The 19,198-nt window shown below is 73.0% G+C and carries 20 protein-coding genes; 5 read left to right on the top strand and 15 right to left on the bottom strand.

Features of this window, described 5'->3' with window-relative positions:
* Positions 1-82 precede the first annotated feature (82 nt).
* Positions 83-721 carry a malonic semialdehyde reductase gene (locus VTA80_RS12615; RefSeq protein WP_407341443.1) on the top strand — a complete coding sequence of 213 codons (639 nt, stop codon included), beginning with the start codon at positions 83-85 and terminating at the stop codon, positions 719-721.
* Positions 722-766: 45 nt separating this feature from the next.
* Here the strand turns inward: VTA80_RS12615 and VTA80_RS12610 are convergent, their stop codons facing one another.
* From VTA80_RS12610 to VTA80_RS12585, 6 genes are all read right to left on the bottom strand, one after another.
* The gene (locus VTA80_RS12610) at positions 767-1,642 is read right to left on the bottom strand and encodes a sulfurtransferase (protein WP_407341442.1); all 876 of its coding nucleotides are present in this window, start codon (positions 1,640-1,642) and stop codon (positions 767-769) included.
* The gene (gene rimI, locus VTA80_RS12605) at positions 1,639-2,274 is read right to left on the bottom strand and encodes a ribosomal protein S18-alanine N-acetyltransferase (protein ID WP_407341441.1); all 636 of its coding nucleotides are present in this window, start codon (positions 2,272-2,274) and stop codon (positions 1,639-1,641) included. Before rimI ends, VTA80_RS12610 begins: the two co-directional genes overlap by 4 nt.
* Positions 2,271-2,978 carry a tRNA (adenosine(37)-N6)-threonylcarbamoyltransferase complex dimerization subunit type 1 TsaB gene (gene tsaB / locus VTA80_RS12600; RefSeq protein ID WP_407341440.1) on the bottom strand — a complete coding sequence of 236 codons (708 nt, stop codon included), beginning with the start codon at positions 2,976-2,978 and terminating at the stop codon, positions 2,271-2,273. Before tsaB ends, rimI begins: the two co-directional genes overlap by 4 nt.
* Positions 2,979-2,983: 5 nt before the next feature.
* On the bottom strand, positions 2,984-3,475 hold the full coding sequence (gene tsaE / locus VTA80_RS12595) for a tRNA (adenosine(37)-N6)-threonylcarbamoyltransferase complex ATPase subunit type 1 TsaE (RefSeq protein ID WP_407345767.1): 492 nt from the start codon (positions 3,473-3,475) through the stop codon (positions 2,984-2,986).
* A gap of 77 nt (positions 3,476-3,552) precedes the next feature.
* The gene (gene alr / locus VTA80_RS12590; protein ID WP_407341439.1) at positions 3,553-4,725 is read right to left on the bottom strand and encodes an alanine racemase; all 1,173 of its coding nucleotides are present in this window, start codon (positions 4,723-4,725) and stop codon (positions 3,553-3,555) included.
* 37 nt (positions 4,726-4,762) lie between these two features.
* Complete coding sequence (locus VTA80_RS12585; protein ID WP_407341438.1) at positions 4,763-6,394, bottom strand: bifunctional ADP-dependent NAD(P)H-hydrate dehydratase/NAD(P)H-hydrate epimerase; 1,632 nt, start codon at positions 6,392-6,394, stop codon at positions 4,763-4,765.
* 142 nt (positions 6,395-6,536) lie between these two features.
* Here VTA80_RS12585 and VTA80_RS12580 point away from each other — a divergent pair, with 142 nt between their 5' ends.
* Positions 6,537-7,526, top strand: a complete 990-nt coding sequence (locus VTA80_RS12580; protein WP_407341437.1) for a TIGR03560 family F420-dependent LLM class oxidoreductase — start codon at positions 6,537-6,539, stop codon at positions 7,524-7,526.
* A 119-nt stretch (positions 7,527-7,645) separates the two neighbouring features.
* On the opposite strand, the gene VTA80_RS12575 is transcribed toward VTA80_RS12580, so the two are convergent.
* Positions 7,646-7,996 (bottom strand): holo-ACP synthase, encoded by a 351-nt coding sequence (locus VTA80_RS12575; protein WP_407341436.1) that lies wholly within the window; start codon positions 7,994-7,996, stop codon positions 7,646-7,648.
* A 30-nt stretch (positions 7,997-8,026) separates the two neighbouring features.
* Entirely contained in the window at positions 8,027-9,886 is a 1,860-nt protein-coding gene (gene glmS, locus VTA80_RS12570) for a glutamine--fructose-6-phosphate transaminase (isomerizing) (protein WP_407341435.1), read from the bottom strand.
* Positions 9,887-9,958: 72 nt separating this feature from the next.
* Between glmS and coaA the strand changes: the two genes are divergently transcribed.
* Positions 9,959-10,915 carry a type I pantothenate kinase gene (gene coaA, locus VTA80_RS12565; RefSeq protein ID WP_407341434.1) on the top strand — a complete coding sequence of 319 codons (957 nt, stop codon included), beginning with the start codon at positions 9,959-9,961 and terminating at the stop codon, positions 10,913-10,915.
* On the opposite strand, the gene VTA80_RS12560 is transcribed toward coaA, so the two are convergent.
* The 6 genes from VTA80_RS12560 to VTA80_RS12535 all read right to left on the bottom strand — a co-directional run bounded on the left by VTA80_RS12560 (position 10,912) and on the right by VTA80_RS12535 (position 16,714).
* Positions 10,912-11,565 carry a DedA family protein gene (locus VTA80_RS12560; RefSeq protein ID WP_407341433.1) on the bottom strand — a complete coding sequence of 218 codons (654 nt, stop codon included), beginning with the start codon at positions 11,563-11,565 and terminating at the stop codon, positions 10,912-10,914. The two genes, coaA and VTA80_RS12560, sit on opposite strands and share 4 nt — an antisense overlap.
* Positions 11,566-11,673: 108 nt before the next feature.
* Positions 11,674-12,357, bottom strand: coding sequence for a peptide deformylase (locus VTA80_RS12555; protein WP_407341432.1), 684 nt, complete (start codon positions 12,355-12,357; stop codon positions 11,674-11,676).
* Positions 12,358-12,375: 18 nt separating this feature from the next.
* The gene (gene glmM / locus VTA80_RS12550) at positions 12,376-13,725 is read right to left on the bottom strand and encodes a phosphoglucosamine mutase (protein ID WP_407341431.1); all 1,350 of its coding nucleotides are present in this window, start codon (positions 13,723-13,725) and stop codon (positions 12,376-12,378) included.
* Between the two features lie 103 nt (positions 13,726-13,828).
* Positions 13,829-14,317 carry a 30S ribosomal protein S9 gene (gene rpsI / locus VTA80_RS12545; RefSeq protein WP_407341430.1) on the bottom strand — a complete coding sequence of 163 codons (489 nt, stop codon included), beginning with the start codon at positions 14,315-14,317 and terminating at the stop codon, positions 13,829-13,831.
* Between the two features lie 44 nt (positions 14,318-14,361).
* A complete protein-coding gene (gene rplM / locus VTA80_RS12540; RefSeq protein WP_407341429.1) occupies positions 14,362-14,811 on the bottom strand; it encodes a 50S ribosomal protein L13 in 450 nt (149 codons plus the stop codon).
* A 220-nt stretch (positions 14,812-15,031) separates the two neighbouring features.
* Positions 15,032-16,714, bottom strand: a complete 1,683-nt coding sequence (locus VTA80_RS12535; RefSeq protein ID WP_407341428.1) for an ABC-F family ATP-binding cassette domain-containing protein — start codon at positions 16,712-16,714, stop codon at positions 15,032-15,034.
* 122 nt (positions 16,715-16,836) lie between these two features.
* On the opposite strand from VTA80_RS12535, the gene VTA80_RS12530 reads away from it, so the two are divergent.
* Complete coding sequence (locus VTA80_RS12530) at positions 16,837-17,247, top strand: DUF5709 domain-containing protein (protein ID WP_407341427.1); 411 nt, start codon at positions 16,837-16,839, stop codon at positions 17,245-17,247.
* 49 nt (positions 17,248-17,296) lie between these two features.
* Here the strand turns inward: VTA80_RS12530 and truA are convergent, their stop codons facing one another.
* Positions 17,297-18,169, bottom strand: a complete 873-nt coding sequence (gene truA, locus VTA80_RS12525) for a tRNA pseudouridine(38-40) synthase TruA (RefSeq protein ID WP_407341426.1) — start codon at positions 18,167-18,169, stop codon at positions 17,297-17,299.
* A gap of 148 nt (positions 18,170-18,317) precedes the next feature.
* On the opposite strand from truA, the gene VTA80_RS12520 reads away from it, so the two are divergent.
* Entirely contained in the window at positions 18,318-19,082 is a 765-nt protein-coding gene (locus VTA80_RS12520; RefSeq protein ID WP_407345766.1) for an ROK family protein, read from the top strand.
* Positions 19,083-19,198: the final 116 nt, after the last annotated feature.

Genomic DNA, 19,198 nt, shown 5'->3' with positions numbered 1-19,198 from the left:
GACCGGCTCGCAGCCCCCTCCCGTGAGGTAGGTCACACCAAGCCGGGGTATCACGGCGGGATAGTTGAACGTTCTAGCAACCATGACCATTGACACGTCCCTGACGGAGCTCGACTTCACCCCCGGCGAGCTCGTCGTGAGCCCGATCGTCGCCGACCTGCTGTTCCGCGAGGCACACACGGTCAGCACGTTCCACGACACCGACGTTCCGGACGAGCAGATCCAGGCGGCCTACGACCTGCTGCGCTGGGGCCCGACCGCGATGAACACCCAGCCGCTGCGTCTGCTCCTCGTGCGTTCCCCGCAGGCCCGGGCGAACCTTGCCGTGCACATGTCCGAGGGCAACCGGGCGCGCGTCCTCGGCGCCCCGCTGACGATCGTGGCCGCGGCCGACACGAACTTCCACGAGAACCTCGACACGCTTGTCCCGCACCTGCCCCACGCCCGCGACATGTTCGCCGGCGACGCGGCCGGGCGCGAGACGATGGCACGGACCTCGGCGCTGATCCAGGTCGGCTACCTCATCGTGTCGCTGCGCGCCGCGGGCCTGCACGCGGGCCCCATGGGCGGGATGGACGCGGCGGCGATCGACGCGGAGTTCTTCGCCGAGAACGGCTGGAAGTCGCTCCTCGTGATCAACGTCGGCACCCCCGCGGGCCCCGCGTCGATCCGGCCGCGCGCCCCGCGCCTCGAGTTCGCGCAGGCCTCGTCCTCGGTCTGACCCCTGGCGGTCAGACCCGTGATGGTGTGACCGCGATGCGGTAAATCAGCCTGGATCCGGCCCGACGACGACGTCGCGGGCCGGGTCGGCCGACCACGCCGACCACGAGCCGGGGTACAGCGCCGCGACGACACCGATCGACGCCAGCGCCGCCACCTCGTGCGCCGCCGTGACGCCGGACCCGCAGTAGACGCCGACCGGGCTGGCCCCCACGCCGAGCGCCTCGAACCGCGCGCGCAGGACGTCGTCGGGCAGGAAGCGACCCGCGGAGTCGAGGTTCGCTCCCGTCGGGGCGCTGACCGCGCCGGGGACGTGCCCGGCACGCGGGTCGATCGGCTCGACCTCGCCGCGGTACCGCTCGCCGGCGCGCGCATCCAGCAGCACACCGCCGGCGCGGTCCCCCGCGAGGGTGGCGGCCTGATCGGCGTCGAGCGTCGGCAGCGCGCCCGGCACCAGGGTCACGTCGCCGGACGACGCTCGCGGCACCGGGACGACGATGCCCGTCTCCAGCTCGCCGCCGCCTGCGACCCAGGCGGCCAGCCCGCCGTCGAGCAGCCGGACGTCGCTCACGCCAGCCCAGCGCAGCAGCCACCACGCGCGCGCGGCCGACTGGCCACCGAGCGCGTCGTAGACCACCACCGGCGTACCTGCGCGCACCCCCCAGCTGCGGGCGGCGGCCTCGAGGCTCGCCACGGGCGGGAGCGGGTGCCGTCCGGCCGCGGGGCTCGGTGGTCCGGCGAGCTCGGTGTCCAGGTCGACGTACACCGCCCCGGGCACGTGACCGGCGGCGTGCTCGGCGCGGCCGTCCGCGCGGCCGAGTGCCCATCGGACGTCCAGGAGCACGACCGTCTCGCCGGCCGCGATCAGCGCGGCCAGCGCCTGCGCCGTGACGAGCACGGCGTCCCGGGAGCTGCGGGTCACGCCTGCCCGGCGTGGTCAGGTACTGCGTGGTCAGCAAGGGCGTGGTCAGGCACGGCGTGGTCAGGCACGGGATGGGGGTCGCGCGTGTCGCTGGCGTTGCGGCCCTGGCGCAACGAGGCGCCGATGGTCGGCTGGGCCTGCACCTGGCCGGGCAGCGCGAGGCGCATGGTCCACGCGTCCACGTTCTCGGGCTGGTAGTAGCCGCGTCGCAGGCCGAGCCGCTGGAACCCAAAACGTTCGTACAGCGCGAGCGCGGCCTCGTTGTCGACCCGGACCTCGAGCAGCACCGATCGGGCGCCGACATCCTTCGCGCGCCGCACGAGCGCCGCGAGGAGGGCGCCGCCGATCCCGCGACCCTGGAGCGAGTGCGCGACAGCGATCGTCATGACCTGCGCGTCGTCGCCGTCGAACCACAGCCCGGCATACCCCACGAGGCGCTCGGCGTGCGAGCTGGGCTCGGCGGGCAGGTCGGCCGCGACGTACCAGCGCCCGGGCCCGTCGAGCTCCTCGGCGAGCATGACCCCGGACCACGCACTCAGGCCGAACAGGACGCCCTCGAGGGAGACGACCGTCGGCAGGTCCGCGGCGACGAGCGGCCGCAGGAGCACCGACAGGTGCGACTGGCCCCTCATGCCAGGGCCCGCTTCCGTGCGGCGGGCGGCATGACGTCGGGTCGACGCAGGTACAGCGGCGTGGTCGGGAGGTCCTCACCGTGGGCGACCCGCGCGAGCGCGAGCTGGGCGAGCACGACCGGGTCGGGGTCGATCGGCGCCCCCGGGACCGGAGCGAACACCTCGGGGTACAGGCTCGCACCCGGCCCGACGACGACGGCGCCCTCGGCGTACCCCTCGGCGGCGACCTGGGCCGCGCTGGCGACCCCCGGGCCGGCGACGAGCGTGACGGTCACGGAGCTGGTCGGGACGGCGCTGCGCGAGCGGCTGACGCGGTACCGCGCCCAGTAGACCTCGCGGCGTCGGGCGTCGGTGACCACGAGCACCTCGGTCGCGCTCGCGAGCGAGAGGTCGACGGCCGCCTGCGCAGCGATGGCATCGAGCCCGCACACGCCGTAGACCGGGATGTCGAGGGCCAGCCCGAGCGTGCGGGCGGAGACGAGGCCGACGCGCAGGCCGGTGAACGGGGCCGGGCCGGTGCCCACGACGACGCTGGTGAGCTCGGTGCGGTCAGTCCCGGTCTCGGCGAGCACCTCGGCGATCATCGGCGCGAGCTGCTCGGAGTGCCGCCGCTGCTCGTGGACGACCCGAGAGGCCAGGGTCACACCCTCCTTGATGAGGGCTACCGAGACCGCTGCGGACGTGTCGAGCGCGAGAACAGGCACGGAGGTCAGGATACGACCGGAAACCGCACCGCGGACCATCGCGGGCCCCGTGCCCGGATATGTACCGTGCGCGTTCCCCCGGCCGGGTCCAGGTCGTCGGACGCGAGGTCGAGCCCGCCGTGCGGCCGCTCGATGTCGATCTCGAGGCGGTCCGGCGCGAGCGCCTCGAGCAGCCCGGACCCCCACTCGACGACGGTCACGGACTCCTCGAGGCTGGTGTCGAGGTCGAGCGCCTCCACCTCGTCGAGCGAGCTCAGCCGGTAGGCGTCGACGTGCACGAGCGCGGGGCCGTCGCCGAGCGACGGGTGCACGCGGGCGATGATGAACGTCGGCGACGCGACCTGGCCCCGGACGCCGAGGCCGGCTCCGATGCCCTGCGTGAGGGTGGTCTTGCCGGCCCCCAGCGCGCCGCTGAGCAGCACGAGGTCCCCGGCGCGCAGCAACCCGGCCAGGGCGTGGCCGTAGGCGCGGGTGGCCGCCGCGTCGGGCAGCTCGATCCACGCCTCGGGCTCGGTCGCCTCCGGCTCGTTCGACTCCGGCCCGGTCGAGTCCGGCCCGGTCGAGTCCGGCCCGGTCACGGTGCGGCCGCCGGCTGCGGCGCGTTCAGGTAGACCCGCGGGACCCGCGCCCCGAGGCGCGTGACGATCTCGTAGTTGATCGTGTCGGCCGCCTGCGCCCAGTCCTGCGCGGTCGGGCCGCCGTCCGCGCCCGTGCCGAAGAGCTCGACGCGGTCCCCGGCCGCGTCCGTCGCACCCGGACCGAGGTCGACGACGAACTGGTCCATGCAGACGCGGCCCGCGACCGCGAGCCGGCGCCCGCCGACCTGGACCGGCCCGCCCGGGCGGACCGGCAGCGATCCGGAGGCGTGCCGCGGGATGCCGTCGCCGTACCCGAGCGGCACGACCCCGAGCGTCGTGGTCCGCGTCGTCGTGTAGGCGTGCGCGTACGAGACGCCCTGCCCGGCCGGGACCACCTTGACGCTCACGAGCTCGGCCTCGAGCGTCATCGCAGGCACGAGGCCGAAGTGCTCCGGCCCCGCGAGCTGCGGCACCGGCGAGAGCCCGTAGACCGCGATCCCCGGTCGCACGAGGTCGTAGTGGACCCCGGGGTTGGTCAGCGTCGCGGCCGAGTTCGCGATGTGCCGCACCTCGAGCGCGGCGCCGCGGGACTCGGCGAGCGCGACGGCGGCGGCAAAGACGTCCGCCTGGGCGATCACTGTCGGGTGGGCGGGCTCGTCGGCGAACGCGAAGTGCGACCAGACCCCGACGACGGCGACGGCGCCCTCGGACTGGGCGCGGACGGCGTCGTCGACCACCGCCGCGAACACGGGCGGGAGCATCCCGTTGCGGCCGAGGCCGGTGTCGATCTTGAGGTGGATGCGGGCGGTGCGACCGCACTCGCGCGCGGCGCGCACGACGGCGGCCAGCGCCCACGGGGCGGCCACGGACAGGTCGACGTCGGCCTCGATCAGCTCGCGCAGGGGCGCGTCCGGCCCGTACAGCCAGGTGAACACCCGCGTGCCGATCCCGGCGGCCCGCAGGGCGAACGCCTCGTCCGCCTGGGCGACCCCGAGCCAGGTGGCACCGCCGGCGAGCGCGGCCTGGGCGACCGGGACCAGACCGTGCCCGTACGCATCGGCCTTGACGACCGCCATCACCTGGGCCGTCGGGGCGTGGTCCGCCAGGACCCGCACGTTCGAGCGGATGGCGGCGAGGTCGACGACGGCACGTGCGGGGTAGTGGCTCACGGGGGCCAGTCTGGCATCAGCGGTGGAGCGCCCCCGGTCACTCCCCGGCGAGGACCCCGGCCACGGTGGCCGGCAGCGCGTCGGCCACCGCGAGGGCGCTCACGGGTCCCCCGGGCTGCGCGCGGTGTGCGGCCCGGCCGTGCACGAGCGCAGCGGCCGCGGCCAGCGCGGCCGCGAGCGACGGCTCCTCGACGACGTCGGCCGCCCGACCCGCGAGCAGCGCCCCGAGCACGCCGGTCAGGACGTCCCCGGCCCCGGCGGTCGCGAGCCACGCCGGGCCGTCGGCCTGCGCGTACACGGCGCCACCCGTCCCGACGACGACGGTCGTGGCGCCCTTGAGCAGCACGGTCGCACCGGTGAGCTCGTGGGCACGGCGGGCCCAGCGCAACGGCTCCGCCTCGATCGCGCTCCTGTCGATGCTCTCCCCGCGCTCGACGAGCAGCGCCGCGAGCTCACCGGCGTGCGGCGTCAGCACGACCCACGGCGCGAGCAGGTCCGGCAGCAAGGTCAGCGCGCCGGCGTCGACCACGGCCGGGATCGCCGTCGTCAGCGCCCGGGCGAGCGCGTCACGTGCCCGGGTGGCCTGCGCGCTGTCGTCGGGGTCCAGCCCCGGCCCGAGCGCCCACGCCTGCACCCGCCCGTCCCCGGCCACCACCTCGGGCCGCGCGGCCAGCACGACGGCGGTCACCCCGGGTGAGCCGGTGAACCGCACCATCCCGGCACCGGCGCGCACCGCCGCGGTGACCGTGAGGACGGCAGCACCGGGGTAGGCCGGTGTGCCGGCCACGACGCCGAGCACGCCGCGCGTGTACTTGTGCGCCGTCCGGGCCGGCACGGGCCAGAGCCCGGCGACGTCCGCACCCTCCAGGCGCGCGCAGGCCGGCTCCGCCCCGACGAGGTCGAGCCCGAGGTCGACGAGCTCGACGCGTCCGGCCACCTCGCAGGCCGGGGGCAGCAGCAACCCGGCCTTGACCGCCCCGAAGGTCACCGTGAGCTCCGCGCGCAGCACCGGGCCCGGCAGCGCGCCGTCGTCCACGCCGATCCCGCTCGGGGTGTCGACCGCGACGACGAACGGGCGCGGGCGGGGGGTACGGGCCCGGTCGCCGTCGGTCTGGTCACCGTTGGTCTGGTCGCCGTTCTCCAGTCGCAGGGCGAGTGCGCGGACGACGTCGGCCGCAGGGCCCCGCAGCGCGCCGCGCGCCCCGATGCCGAGCAACCCGTCGAGCACGACGTCGGCGCCGACGCACGCCGCGACGGCGTCGGCCAGGGGCACGAGCGCTGGCGCTGGAACTGGGACGCCTGGGCCGCCGTCGGCCAGCGTGACGTCTGCCAGCGTGACGTCTGCCAGCGTGACGACGCGACCGCCCGCCGTGCGCAGTGCGACCAGGCCGCCCGGGTGGATCGACGCCGCGGTGGCGACCGCGATCACGCGCGCGCCCCGGCGGGCAAGCTCGGCGCCGGCGTAGAGCGCGTCACCGCCGTTGTTGCCGGGCCCGACGAGCAGCATCACCGACGCCCCACCGACCCGACCCCGGCGCGCCCGCAGCGCCCGGGACACGTGGACCGCGAGCGCGAAGGCCGCCTGCTGCATGAGCGAGTCGGGCGGGGAGGTGTCGAGCAGAGGCTGTTCGGCGGCCCTGACCTGGGCGGCGGCGTATCCGAGGAGCACGCTGCCATCATGCCGCGCGGGCGGGTGTCGCGGCGGCTCGGCGGGGCGGGACCCGCGGGCGGCTTCAGGTCAGGTTCGGGTCAGGCGCAGGGCAGAGTCAGGGCAGGTTCAGGGCAGGTTCGTATCACGGTAAGTTCGGGCCATGCGCTTCGGACTCTTCATCCCGCAAGGCTGGCGACTCGACCTCACCGGCATCGACCCCCGCGACCAGTGGGGTGCGATGCACGCCGTCGCCGCCCACGCGGATGCGGGCGACATCTGGGAGTCGGTCTGGGTCTACGACCACTTCCACACCGTCCCGGAGCCGACGCACGAGGCGACGCACGAGGCGTGGTCCCTGATGGCCGCCCTGGCGGCGAGCACCTCGCGGGTGCGCCTGGGGCAGATGTGCACCTGCATGGCGTACCGCAACCCCGCCTACCTCGCCAAGGTCGCCGCGACCATCGACGCCATCTCCGGCGGGCGCGTCGAGATGGGGATCGGCGCCGGCTGGTACGAGCACGAGTGGCGCGCGTACGGCTACGGCTTCCCGGGCGCCGGTGCGCGGCTCGCGGCGCTCGCGGAGGGCGTGCAGATCATGCGCCAGATGTGGGAGACCGGCTCGGCGACGCTCGCGGGCGAGTACTTCCAGGTCGACGGCGCCCGGGCCTACCCCCTGCCGCTCCAGGAAGGCGGGATCCCGCTGTGGATCGCCGGTGGCGGGGAGAAGAAGACGCTCCGGATCGCTGCCGAGCACGCCACCTACACGAACTTCGACGGCTCGCTCGAGGGGTTCGCGCACAAGTCCGAGGTGCTCGCCGCGCACTGCCGCGACCGGGGCCGGGACTTCGCCGAGATCACTCGGAGCGCCAACTACAACGTGGTGATCGGCGAGACCGCGGCCGACGTCGAGGACAAGCTCGCGTGGATCGACGCGCACTACCGCAAGACCGTTCCAGAGCGCGCCGACGGCGTCGTGGCGGACTTCCGCGGCGGCCCGCTGGTCGGCACCCCGGAACAGATCGTCGAGCGCCTGCAGGAGCTCAACGCGCTCGGCATGACGTACGCGCTGACCTACTTCGCGGACGCCGCCTACGACCGCTCGAGCATCGAGCTCTTCGAGCGCGAGGTCGTCCCGGCACTGAGCCGCTGACGGCCCCACCCCGTCGAACGGCGTCGAACCCGGAGTTGTGGTCGTCCTGATCGACTCAGGACGACCACAGCTCGCGGTTCGGTGGGCCCACCGGCTCGGTGAGGTGCCTGCCGGGGTCGTCAGCGTTCGGCGATGACCATCGCGGAGGCGATGCCCGCGTCGTGCGAGATCGACAGGTGGAAGCCCGTCACGCCCAGCTCGGCGGCCTTCGCCGCGACCGAGCCGATCACCTCGACGACGGGCTGCGCTCCCGGCGTCCGCCGGATGGTCGCGTCCTGCCAGCTCATCCCCGCCGGCGCGCCGAGCGACTTGGCGATCGCCTCCTTGGCGGCGAAGCGAGCCGCGAGCGAGGCGGGCGGCAGATGCCGCTCGTCGGGCGTGAATAGCCGCTCGCGCAGCGCCGGGACACGCTCGAGCGTCGCGAGGAACCGCGCGATGTCGACGACGTCGATCCCGACCCCGACGATCATCGGTGCGCGGCGATCATCGGTGCGCGGCGATCATTCGACCGTGACGGACTTGGCGAGGTTGCGGGGCTGATCGACGTCGAGCCCCCGCGCGGTGGCGAGCTCGCACGCGAAGATCTGCAGCGGCACCGTCGCGAGCAGCGGTGACAGCAGCGTCGGGCACTGCGGGACGTAGAACACGACGTCGGCGTACGGGAGCACGTCCACGTCGCCGTCCTCGGCGATCACCAGCGTCCGGGCACCGCGAGCGCGGATCTCCTGGATGTTCGAGATGACCTTGGAGTGCAGCGAGTCGCGGCCCCGAGGCGAGGGCACGACCACGAAGACGGCCTGTCCCTCTTCGATCAGCGCGATCGGGCCGTGCTTGAGCTCGCCGGCCGCGAAGCCCTCCGCGTGGATGTAGGCGACCTCCTTGAGCTTGAGCGCCCCCTCGAGCGCGACCGGGAAGCCCACGTGCCGGCCCAGGAAGAGCACCGAGGTCGTGTCGATCATGTCCCGTGCGGTCTGGCGGACGTCGTCGGCGCGGTCGAGGACCACCTGGATCTTGTCGGGCATCTGGCGCAGCTGCTCGAAGATCTCCTTGATCTCGTCCGGGAACTTGTTGCCGCGCAGCTGGGCGAGGTAAAGGCCCAGCACGTAGGCGGCGGTGATCTGTGCCAGGAACGCCTTGGTGGAGGCGACCGCGATCTCCGGTCCGGCGTGCGTGTAGAGCACGGCGTCCGACTCGCGCGGGATGGTCGACCCGTGCGTGTTGCAGATCGCCAGCACCTTTGCGCCCTGCTCCCGCGCGTGCCGCACGGCCATCAGGGTGTCCATGGTCTCGCCCGACTGGGAGAACGCCACGACGAGCGTGCGCGCGTTCACGACCGGGTCGCGGTAGCGGAACTCGTGCGCGAGCTCGACCTCGACCGGGATACGGCACCAGTGCTCGATCGCGTACTTCGCCACGTGCCCCGCGTAGGCGGCCGTGCCGCACGCGACGACGACGATCTTGTCGATGGACCGGAGCACGGCCTCGTCGATGCGCAGGTCGTCGAGCACGAGCTTGCCGGTGAGATCGGTCCGGCCGAGCAGGGTGTCCGCGACGGCCTGCGGCTGGTCGTGGATCTCCTTGTCCATGAACGACGAGAAGCCACCCTTCTCGGCCGCGGCGGCGTCCCAGTCCACCGTGAACCGCCGGGCCTGCGCCGGGGCGCCGTCGAAGTCGGTCACCGTGACGGCGTCGGGCGTGATGGTGACGACCTGGTCCTGGCCGAGCTCGAGCGCCTCACGCGTGTGGGCGATGAACGCGGCGACGTCGCTGCCGAGGAAGTTCTCGCCCTCGCCGATCCCGACGACGAGCGGGGAGTCGTGCCGGGCGCCGACGACGACGTGGGGGGCGTCCGCGTGCACCGCCAGCAGGGTGAAGGTGCCGTGCAGGCGGCGGGCGACGGCACACATCGCGACGGACAGGTTGCCAGCCTCGACGTAGGCGCGCGCGAGCAGGTGCGCGGCGACCTCGGTGTCGGTCTCGGAGCGGAACACCACACCGGCGGCGACCAGCTCGGCCTTGAGCGGGGCGAAGTTCTCGATGATCCCGTTGTGGATCAGCGCGATCGGGCCTGCCACGTGCGGGTGCGCGTTGACGTCGTTGGGCGCGCCATGGGTGGCCCACCGCGTGTGCCCGAGGGCGACCGTCGCCGCCGGGAGCGGGTGCTCCTCGAGCTCCTCGATCAGGTTGATGAGCTTCCCGGCCTTCTTGGCGGTCACGAGACCGCCACCCTCCCCGGTCACCAGTGCTACCCCGGCCGAGTCGTAGCCCCGGTACTCCAGTCGTCGGAGCCCCTCCATCACGACCTCGAGCGGTCGATTGCTCGCCTGACGGGGACCGACGTAACCCACGATTCCGCACATGGCCGGGAAGTCTACTAAGAGCCCCGACCCGGTACGGTGCGTCCGGCCGCCTGCATCGGGCACAATCGCCACGTGGCAACAACCGTTCAGCTCACGCCGTCCACGCCGTATGTGGAGCTGGACCGCCAGGTCTGGACCCGGCTGTCCGGCACCACCCCTCTTCCGCTGACCGACGCGGACGTCGAGCGGCTGCGCGGACTCGGCGACCCGATCGACCTCGCGGAGGTCGATGCGGTCTACCGACCCATGTCTCGGTTGCTGAACCTCTACGTCGAGGCGACCAAGAACCTGCACAAGGCGTCGTCGACGTTCCTGGGCGAGAACTCAGGCGGAACACCGTTCGTGATCGGCATCGCGGGCTCGGTCGCGGTAGGCAAGTCGACCACCGCACGCCTGCTGCGTGAGCTGCTCGCGCGCTGGCCCGAGACGCCGCACGTCGAGCTCGTGACGACCGACGGCTTCCTGCTCCCCAACGCCGAGCTGGCCCGGCGTGGACTGATGGACCGCAAGGGTTTCCCCGAGTCCTACGACCGGCGGGCCCTGGTCAGGTTCCTGTCCAAGGTCAAGGCAGGGGCGGCAGAGGTGCGCGCACCTGTCTACAACCACCTCACCTACGACATCGTGCCGGGCGCGGAGATCGTCGTGCGCCGGCCGGACGTGCTGATCGTCGAGGGCCTCAACGTGCTGCAGCCCGCCCGCCCGTCGCCCGTCGGCACCTCCGACCTGGCGGTGAGCGACTTCTTCGACTTCTCGATCTACGTCGACGCCCGGTCGTCGGTCGTGCGGCAGTGGTACATCGACCGGTTCTTGTCCCTGCGCGCGACGGCGTTCACCCGGCCCGAGTCGTACTTCCACCGGTTCGCCTCGCTGTCGGACGAGGACGCGACCGCACGGTCGGCCGAGATCTGGGACTCGATCAATGCCCCCAACCTCGTGCAGAACATCCTGCCTACCCGCAGCCGGGCCACGCTGGTGCTGACCAAGAGCGCGGACCACTCCGTCCAGCGGATGCGGCTGCGCAAGCTCTAACCGCCCTTGCGCACGCCCTCCGGGGCTGAGGCGTTCGAGGACGCGGCCGCATCCTCGCCTGAGCCCCTGCGCCGCTGCAGGAACCCGAGGACCCAGTCGAGCGCGAGCCCGATGATCAGGCCGCCGACGACGCCGACCACGATCGCGACGAAGGGGTGGCCCTTGAACCACGCCCCGGCACCGAGCCCGATCGCCGCGGAGTACATGGCCCAGGTCACCGCAGCGAGCGCGGTCAGCCCGACGAACCGGCGGCGCGGGTAGCCGACGGCGCCCGCCGTCATGTTCACGGCCACGCGCCCGACCGGGATGTAGCGCGCAGCGAGGATGAAGGACGGCCCGCGACGCGCGAGCGCACGCTCCGCCCAGTCGAGCGTCTTCTGGCCTCGCGGGCCGCGCAGGAAGGCCACCTGGCGGACGTTGATCCGCTTGCCGATGGAGTAGGCGACCTGGTCCCCGGTGAACGCCCCCGCCGCGGCGACCAGCACGATCAGGGCGAGGTTCGGCTGCCCGGTCGACATCGACAGCGCAGCGAGCGCGATGACCACGGACTCGGAGGGGATCGGCGGGAAGAAGCCGTCGATCGTCGCGAAGACGTACAGACCGAGATAGACGAGTGGCGAGGCCGCCAACGCAAGAATCCAGTCCTGCACGTGTCATCTGCTCCCGGGTCGATGGCGCGGAGATGAGCGGAGCACACCGGTCCTCACCGGCTGAGACCACCCTAAGCACCTCGAGCCTGCCGCGCCCAGAGAGCAGCGTCATCCACCTCCGGGGGGACCGCCCGCTCCCCCGAGGGGACCACCCGCGCCTTGCGCGAGATCGAAGCCGAGCACCCGGGCCGCCGTCGTCGGGGACGGCTCCGAGCCCAGGATCGCGCCGATGCCCTCGTCGGCGATGAGCGAGCGCAGCTCGGCGCGATCGATGTAGAGCATCCCGCCGAGATGGTCGGTCTCGTGCTGGACGATCCGCGCCGGCCAGCCGGTGACGACCTCGTCGATCGCCTGCCCGGTCTCGTCCGAGCCGGTCAGCCGCACGGTCCGGTACCGCGCCACGACCGCCTGCCAGCCCGACACGCTCAGGCACCCCTCGTAGAAGGACACCCGCTGGGCACCCACGGGCTCGTACACGGGGTTGATCAGCACCCGGAACGGCAGCGCGGCACGCTCGCGCACGTCGATCACGTCCGAGTCGAGCGCGCCCGGGTCCTCCAGGACGGCGATGGCGAGCGGCAGCCCGATCTGCGGGGCGGCCAGCCCGACGCCGGGAGCGTTGTGCATCGTGCGCCGCATGAGCTCGATCAGGTCGTGCAGCATCCCGGGCTCGAGCTGCCCGCGGTAGGGCGCCGCGTGGGCCCGCAGCACGGGGTGCCCCGCCTGCACGATGGCGGCGGGGTCGGGTCCCGCGAGCAGCAGCCCGACACGCTCGACGAGACTCAGGGTCACCGGATCACCGCGATCGCGTCACAGCGCCAGGCGCACGCGCACGACGCCCGCGAGCTCCCCAGCCACCCGCTCGGCGTGCTCGAGGCTCGCCGCCTCGACCATGACCCGCACCAGCGGCTCGGTGCCGGACGAGCGCAGCAGCACCCGCCCGGTCTGGCCGAGCTCGGCGGACGCCGATGCGACGGCGGCCAGCAGGCCCTCGTCGGTTGCCGAGCGGCTCCGGTCGACGCCACGCACATTGATGAGCACCTGCGGCAGCCGGTTGACGACGCTCGCGAGCTCCGACAGATTCTGACCGGTCGCGGCGACCCGGGCGGCCACGTGCAGAGCGGTCAGCGTCCCGTCACCCGTCGTCGAGTGCGCGCCCATGATCACGTGGCCCGACTGCTCGCCGCCAAGGGAGTACCCGCCGAGCCGCATCTCCTCAAGGACGTACCGGTCGCCGACGCCGGTCTCGATCATCGAGATGCCGGCGGCGTTCATGGCCAGCCGCAGTCCGAGGTTGCTCATCACGGTCGCGACGAGCGTGTCGCTCGCGAGCTGGCCGGCGTCGCGCATCGAGATCGCGAGCAGCCCCATGATCTGGTCGCCGTCCACGAGTGCGCCGGTGTGGTCGACCGCGAGGCAGCGGTCGGCGTCGCCGTCGAACGCCACCCCCAGGTCGGCGCCCGAGGCCACGACGGCGGCCTGGAGCTGCTCGGGGTGGGTCGATCCGCACTGCTGGTTGATGTTGCGGCCGTCCGGCGACGCGTTGATGACCACGACGTCGGCGCCCGCGGCGCGTAGCGCGGCCGGCCCGACCTCGCTGGCCGCACCGTTCGCGCAGTCGACCGCGATCCGCAGGCCGTCCAGCCGGGTGGTGAGCGTGCCGACCAGGTGCTCGACGTACTCCTCGCCCGCGTGGCCCGAGTCCATCGTGATGCGCCCGACGGCGGCTCCGGTCGGCCGGTCCCACGGCTCGCGCAGCCGGGCCTCGATCGCGTCCTCGACCACGTCGTCGAGCTTGAGGCCGCCGCGCGTGAAGAACTTGATGCCGTTGTCCGGCATCGGGTTGTGCGACGCCGACAGGACAACGCCGAGGTCGGCGCCGAGCTCACCGGTGAGGTAGGCGATGGCCGGCGTGGGCAGCACCCCGACGTTCACCACGTCGACGCCGGCGCTCGCCAGGCCGGCGGCGGTGGCGGCGGAGAGGAACTCGCCCGACACGCGCGAGTCGCGCCCGATCACGGCGCGGGGACGGTGGTCACCGAACGCGCCGCTCGACCCGAGCACGTGGGCCGCGGCGACGGCGAGATCCAGGGCGAGCTCTGCGGTGAGGTCCCGGTTGGCGAGGCCTCGCACCCCGTCGGTTCCGAACAGGCGTGCCATCAGATGTCTCCTTCGTCGTCGTGCCACTGCGTCACCACAGGATTTGATACGCAAATGGCCCCGATGGAGTATCCATCGGGGCCATCGGCCAGCGCGAGACGAATCAGCGCTTGGAGTACTGCGGGGCCTTGCGGGCCTTCTTGAGCCCGGCCTTCTTGCGCTCGACGACGCGAGAGTCACGCATGAGGAAGCCGGCCTTCTTCAGCGCGGCACGGTTGTGCTCCTCGTCGATCAGGTTGAGCGCACGGGCGATGGCGAGGCGCAGTGCGCCGGCCTGACCCGAGACGCCGCCACCGGTGATCTTCGCGACCATGTCGAAACGACCCTCGACGTCGACCAGCTTCAGCGGCGAGTTGACGAGCTGCTGGTGCACCTTGTTCGGGAAGTAGTCCTCGAGGGTGCGGCCGTTGACCTTCCACGTCCCGGTGCCGGGCACCAGGCGAACGCGAGCGATCGCTTCCTTGCGTCGGCCGAGGGCCGCGCCGGGAGCCGTCAGGCTCTGTCCGCGGCCCGCGGGGGCCGTGGTCTCAGAGGTATAGCTGCTGGGCGTGTCGTCGCCCGCGACGTCGATATCGACGGTGGTCTCGGCCACTGGTGGTGTCCTCGCGTCCTGTGTTGTGACTACTCGCGGCAGGCCTAGGCCTGCTGCGAAACCTGGGTGATGGTGTACGGCGTGGGCTGCTGCGCGCTGTGAGGGTGCGCAGAGCCTGTGTAGACCTTGAGCTTGGTGATCTGCGCGCGAGCGATCGAGTTCTTGGGGAGCATGCCGCGAACAGCCTTCTCCACCGCCCGATCGGACTTGGTTGCCAGCAGGTCGCCGTAGCTGGTCGCGGTGAGCCCGCCCGGGTAACCGGAGTGGCGGTACGCGATCTTGGTCTCACGCTTGTTGCCGGTCAGGGCAACCTTGTCGGAGTTGATGACGATGACGAAGTCACCGTTATCGATGTGGGGGGCAAATGTCGCCTTGTGCTTGCCGCGCAGCAGCGTGGCCACGTGTGTGGCCAGACGGCCCAGGACGACATCGGTCGCATCGATGACGTACCAGGTCCGCTCGACGTCGCCGGGCTTCGGGGTGTACGTGCGCACGGTCGTAGCCTTCGTTTCGAGTAGCTGAATGTGTTCACTCCCGACGCAGCCGAAAAACGTGGCTGGTCGAGGAATGCTCGCCCGCGCATCACCCTCCACGAGACCGGAGAGTGGGATCACCGGACCGCTGGGGACGCACAACGACACATCAGAGTAGCCGTACGCCTCGGAGCGGTCAAAACGTGGCCAGAACCGACCCCGTTCGCCAGCGCCCCGCCGCCTACCGGCTGCGGTGCACCCGCCCTGCGTCCCACACGGCCTCGGGGGTCTCGACGACCTCGCCGTCGGCCCCGAAGACGAGGAACCGGTCGAAGCCGCGCGCGAACCAGCGGTCGTGCGTGACGGCCACGACCGTGCCCTCGAACGCCGCGAGACCCACCTCGAGCGCCTCGGCGGAATGCAGGTCGAGGTTGTCGGTCGGCTCATCGAGCAGCAGCAGGGTCGCGCCGGACAGCTCGAGGAGCAGGATCTGGAAGCGCGCCTGCTGGCCGCCCGAGAGCGTCTCGTAGACCTGTTCGGCAGCCGCGACGAGCTCGTAGCGGTCCAGCGCCTTGCTCGCAGGCTCGCGCCCCATCCCCGAGCGGTGCGCATCCCCGCGGTGCAGGATCTCGAGGAGCGTGCGCCCGACGAGCTCGGGATGCGCATGGTTCTGCGCGAACCAGCCCGGTCGCACGCGCGACCCGAGCATCGCCCGGCCCGCGTGCTTGACGGGGATGATCTCGGCATCGTCGACCGGGGCGTGCTCGAGATCGGGGTCGGACCCGCCCGCGGCGAGCAGCCGCAAGAAGTGCGACTTGCCTGACCCGTTCGACCCGAGCACCGCGAGCCGCTCGCCGAACCAGACCTCGAGGTCGAACGGCTTCATCAGCCCCGACAGCTCGAGCCCCGTCGCGACGATCGCTCGCTTGGCCGTGCGCCCACCCACGAGGCGGACCTTGACGTTCTGGTCGCGCGCCATCACCTGCGGCGGACCGGCTTCCTCGAACTTGCGCAACCGGGTCTGGGCCGCCGAGTACCGGGAGGCCAGCCCGTCGTTGAACGCGGACTTGTTCTTGAGCGTGAACACGAGCAGCTTGAGCTTGGCGTGCTCCTCGTCCCAGCGCCGCAGCAGCTCGTCGAGCCGCGAGCGCCGGTCGTCGCGCGCCGCCGCGTAGGTGGCGAACCCGCCACCGTGCACCCAGATCGTCGAGCCGGCCGGGGTCGGCTCGACGCTCGCGACCTGCGTGGCCGTGCGGGCGAGCAGCTCGCGGTCGTGGCTCACGTACAGCACCGTCTTGGGGGATGCCGCGAGCTGCGCCTCGAGCCACCGCTTGGTGGGCACGTCGAGATAGTTGTCCGGCTCGTCGAGCAGGAGCACCTCTTCGGGGCCCCGCAGCAGCGCCTCGAGCACGAGCCGCTTCTGCTCACCCCCGGACAGCGTGCGGACCTCGCGCCACTGAGCGGCGTCGAAGGGCATCGAGAGCACGGCGTCGGTCACCTTGTCCCAGCCCGTCTCGGCCTCATAGCCGCCGACGTCGGCCCAGTCCACCAGGGCGCTCGCGTACCGCATCTGGGCGGGCTCGTCGTCGACCGCCATGATCCCCAGCTCGGCGGCCGCGAGCTCGACCGCGGCGTCCCGCACCGCGGCCGGGGCCAGCGAGGACAGCAGCTCGCGGATCGAGCGCTCGTCGGAGATGCGCCCGACGAACTGCCGCATGACGCCGAGCCCGCCGCTGCGCGAGACGGTCCCCGAGTGCGGGGCCAGGTCGCCGGCCACGATCCGCAGGAGCGTCGTCTTGCCCGCGCCGTTCGGGCCGACCAGGGCCACCTTGGCGCCGTCGGCGACCCGGAGGTCCACCTCGTCGAGGAGGGGTCGCCCGTCGGGCAGGAAGAAGCTCACGGCGCTGATGTCGAGGTGTCCCACCACCCCATTCTGCGCCGGTCGTCGCACCGGCCCTCCATTCGCGAGGTCTGCGCCGTTCTGGACCCAAATCGCCCCGGCGATTACCCCTGGCGGGAGGCGGTTCGCGGTGACACCGTGGATGCATGAGCGAAACCACGCCCGCCACCAGCGCCGATCCGGAGACCGGGGTCGAAGGCAACACCGACCAGCTCCCGCTCGAGGACACCCTCCTCGACCGCGGCGTCGACGATCTCCTCGACGAGGGCTACTCGCCGCCGGAGCGACCGCGGTCCAACCGCCACGGCGAGACGGCCTGGGAGCAGGCGCACGGCGAGACGCTCGACCAGCGGCTCGGCGAGGAGGAGCCCGAGATCTGGGAGGCCCCGGAGCGCGGCGCCCGCGAGCCCGACCGCGCGGGTCGACTGGTGCAGGACGACGACGCGCTCGAGGGCCACCGCCCGAACGACACCTTCGCGCGGGAGGTCGGCATCTCCGGCGGCGCCGCGAGCGCCGAAGAGGCCGCGATGCACATCATCAAGAAGCCCCGCCGCTGAGGAACCCACCGCTGAGAAGCCCCGCCGTCAGAAGTGAGACGCCCTGCCGTCAGGAAGCCCCGCCGAGCTCGACGCCCGACCAGCCCCGGCCGCGCCGGTTGCGCGTCTGCTGGGCCCGCAGCGCCAGCTCGGCGTCGTCCGGGTAGGAGACCTCCTCGAGTGTGAGGCCGCGCGCGGGTGAGACCCCCGCGCCGGGGTCCCGCAGCCCCGCGGCGAGCAGCACCTCGGGGAAGTCGTCCGACCGGCGGTGCTCCCCGACCGCGATGCAGGCGCCGACCAGCGCCCGCACCATGTGGTGGCAGAACGCGTCGGCCTGCACGACGGCGACCACGAGGCCGGCGTCCGGCCCGTCGACAGGCCGGCTCCAGTCGAAGATCTCGAGCGTGCGGATGGTGGTCGCGCCGGGGCGCGGCTTGCTGAACGCCGCGAAGTCGTGCAGGCCCACCAGGGGGCGCGCCGCGGAGTGCATCGCCTCGACGTCGAGCGCGCGCGGGTGCCACAGGATCTGGTCGCGGCGCAGCGGGTCGCGCAGCGCGGGGTCGTCGGCGATCCGGTATGCGTAGCGCCGCCGGAGCGCGGAGAACCGCGCGTCGAACCCGGGGGACGCCGGCTCGGCCCGGCGCACGACGATGTCGCGCGGCAGGAGTCCCCCCAGGCGCGCGACGAGCGTGTTCCCCGGGGTCCGCGGCGCCCGGCCCGCCAGGCTCGCCCAGGCGTCGTCCTCGACGTCGACGTGCGCCACCTGGCCCTGGGCGTGGACCCCGGAGTCGGTCCGCCCTGCCACGGTCACCCGCACGGGCGCCCGCAGCACGACCGCGAGGGCCCCCTCGAGCAGGCCCTGCACCGTGCGCAGGCCCGGTTGGATCGCCCATCCGGCGAAGGCCGTGCCGTCGTAGGCGAGGTCGAGGCGGATCCGGAGCACGGGCCAAACCTATCCGCTCGCCCCGCCGCCCCTCCCCGACGCCTCCACGGTGGCCCGGCGGTGGTCCGGCGGTGGCCCGGCGGTGGCCCGCAGGTGGCCCGCAGGTGGCCCGACGCCGAACGATCGGTAGCCTGGCCGCGTGATCGAGATGCCGAGCGCACAGCTGCACACCCTGGCCGTCGACTGCGGCGGCGGTGGCATCAAGGCCTCGGTGCTCGACGCGGCCGGGACGCTCCGCGCGCCCGCGGTGCGCGTGCCGACGCCGTACCCGCTGCCGCCCGAGCGCCTGGTGGAGACGCTGGTCGAGATCGCCGCCTCCCTGCCGGTCGCGCAGCGCGTCACCGTCGGGATGCCGGGGATGATCCGGCACGGCGTCGTTGTCGCGACCCCCCACTACGTGACCCGCTCCGGCCCGCACAGCCGGGTCCTGCCCGAGCTCGTCGAGGCCTGGGCCGACTTCGACATGGAGGCCGCCGTCGGCGCCGCCTTCGGCCTGCCCGCGCTCGTGCTGAACGACGCCGAGGTGCACGGCGCCGGGGTGGTGGCGGGCAGCGGCCTCGAGCTCGTGCTCACGCTCGGCACCGGTCTCGGCTCGGCCCTGTTCGACGGCGGCGTCCTGGCACCGCACCTCGAGTGGTCGCACGCGCCGGTCCGGTGGGGCACCAGCTACGACGACTACGTCGGGCAGATCGAGCGCGCCCGGCTCGGCGACGGACGGTGGTCGCGCCGCGTCCGTCGCGTGGTCGACGGCCTACGACCGGTGTTCGTGTGGGACCGGCTGTACCTCGGCGGCGGAAACTCGCGCCAGATCACGCCGCAGGTGCTCGCGCGGCTGGGGGACGACGTCGTCGTCGTCCCCAACTCCGCGGGGATCGTCGGCGGGGTGCGCGCGTGGAGCCTGCGCGGACGCTGAGCCCGCTGCCGGCTCGAGCCCGGCCCGCTCGACCTCGAGCCGCACGAGCGCCTCGAGCAGCACGCGGTCGAACGGCACGGGGGCGTCCAGGCTCACGAGATGCTTCGCCCCGGGCA

Origin of the sequence: Pengzhenrongella phosphoraccumulans, from assembly GCF_045689905.1 — a bacterium.
In the GTDB taxonomy this organism is placed as follows: domain Bacteria; phylum Actinomycetota; class Actinomycetes; order Actinomycetales; family Cellulomonadaceae; genus Pengzhenrongella; species Pengzhenrongella phosphoraccumulans.
The sequence above is the reverse complement of the archived record's forward strand: the minus strand, read 5'-3'. Positions and strand labels throughout refer to the sequence as shown.

Excerpts from the sequence above, each read along its gene's own strand:
- VTA80_RS12520 (WP_407345766.1), top strand. The coding sequence starts at position 18,318 with ATGCCGAGCGCACAGCTGCACACCCTGGCCGTCGACTGCGGCGGCGGT.
- VTA80_RS12615 (WP_407341443.1), top strand. The coding sequence starts at position 83 with ATGACCATTGACACGTCCCTGACGGAGCTCGACTTCACCCCCGGCGAG.
- VTA80_RS12580 (WP_407341437.1), top strand. The coding sequence starts at position 6,537 with ATGCGCTTCGGACTCTTCATCCCGCAAGGCTGGCGACTCGACCTCACC.
- glmM (WP_407341431.1), bottom strand. The coding sequence starts at position 13,725 with ATGGCACGCCTGTTCGGAACCGACGGGGTGCGAGGCCTCGCCAACCGG.
- VTA80_RS12575 (WP_407341436.1), bottom strand. The coding sequence starts at position 7,996 with ATGATCGTCGGGGTCGGGATCGACGTCGTCGACATCGCGCGGTTCCTC.
- rimI (WP_407341441.1), bottom strand. The coding sequence starts at position 2,274 with ATGAGGGGCCAGTCGCACCTGTCGGTGCTCCTGCGGCCGCTCGTCGCC.
- glmS (WP_407341435.1), bottom strand. The coding sequence starts at position 9,886 with ATGTGCGGAATCGTGGGTTACGTCGGTCCCCGTCAGGCGAGCAATCGA.
- VTA80_RS12530 (WP_407341427.1), top strand. The coding sequence starts at position 16,837 with ATGAGCGAAACCACGCCCGCCACCAGCGCCGATCCGGAGACCGGGGTC.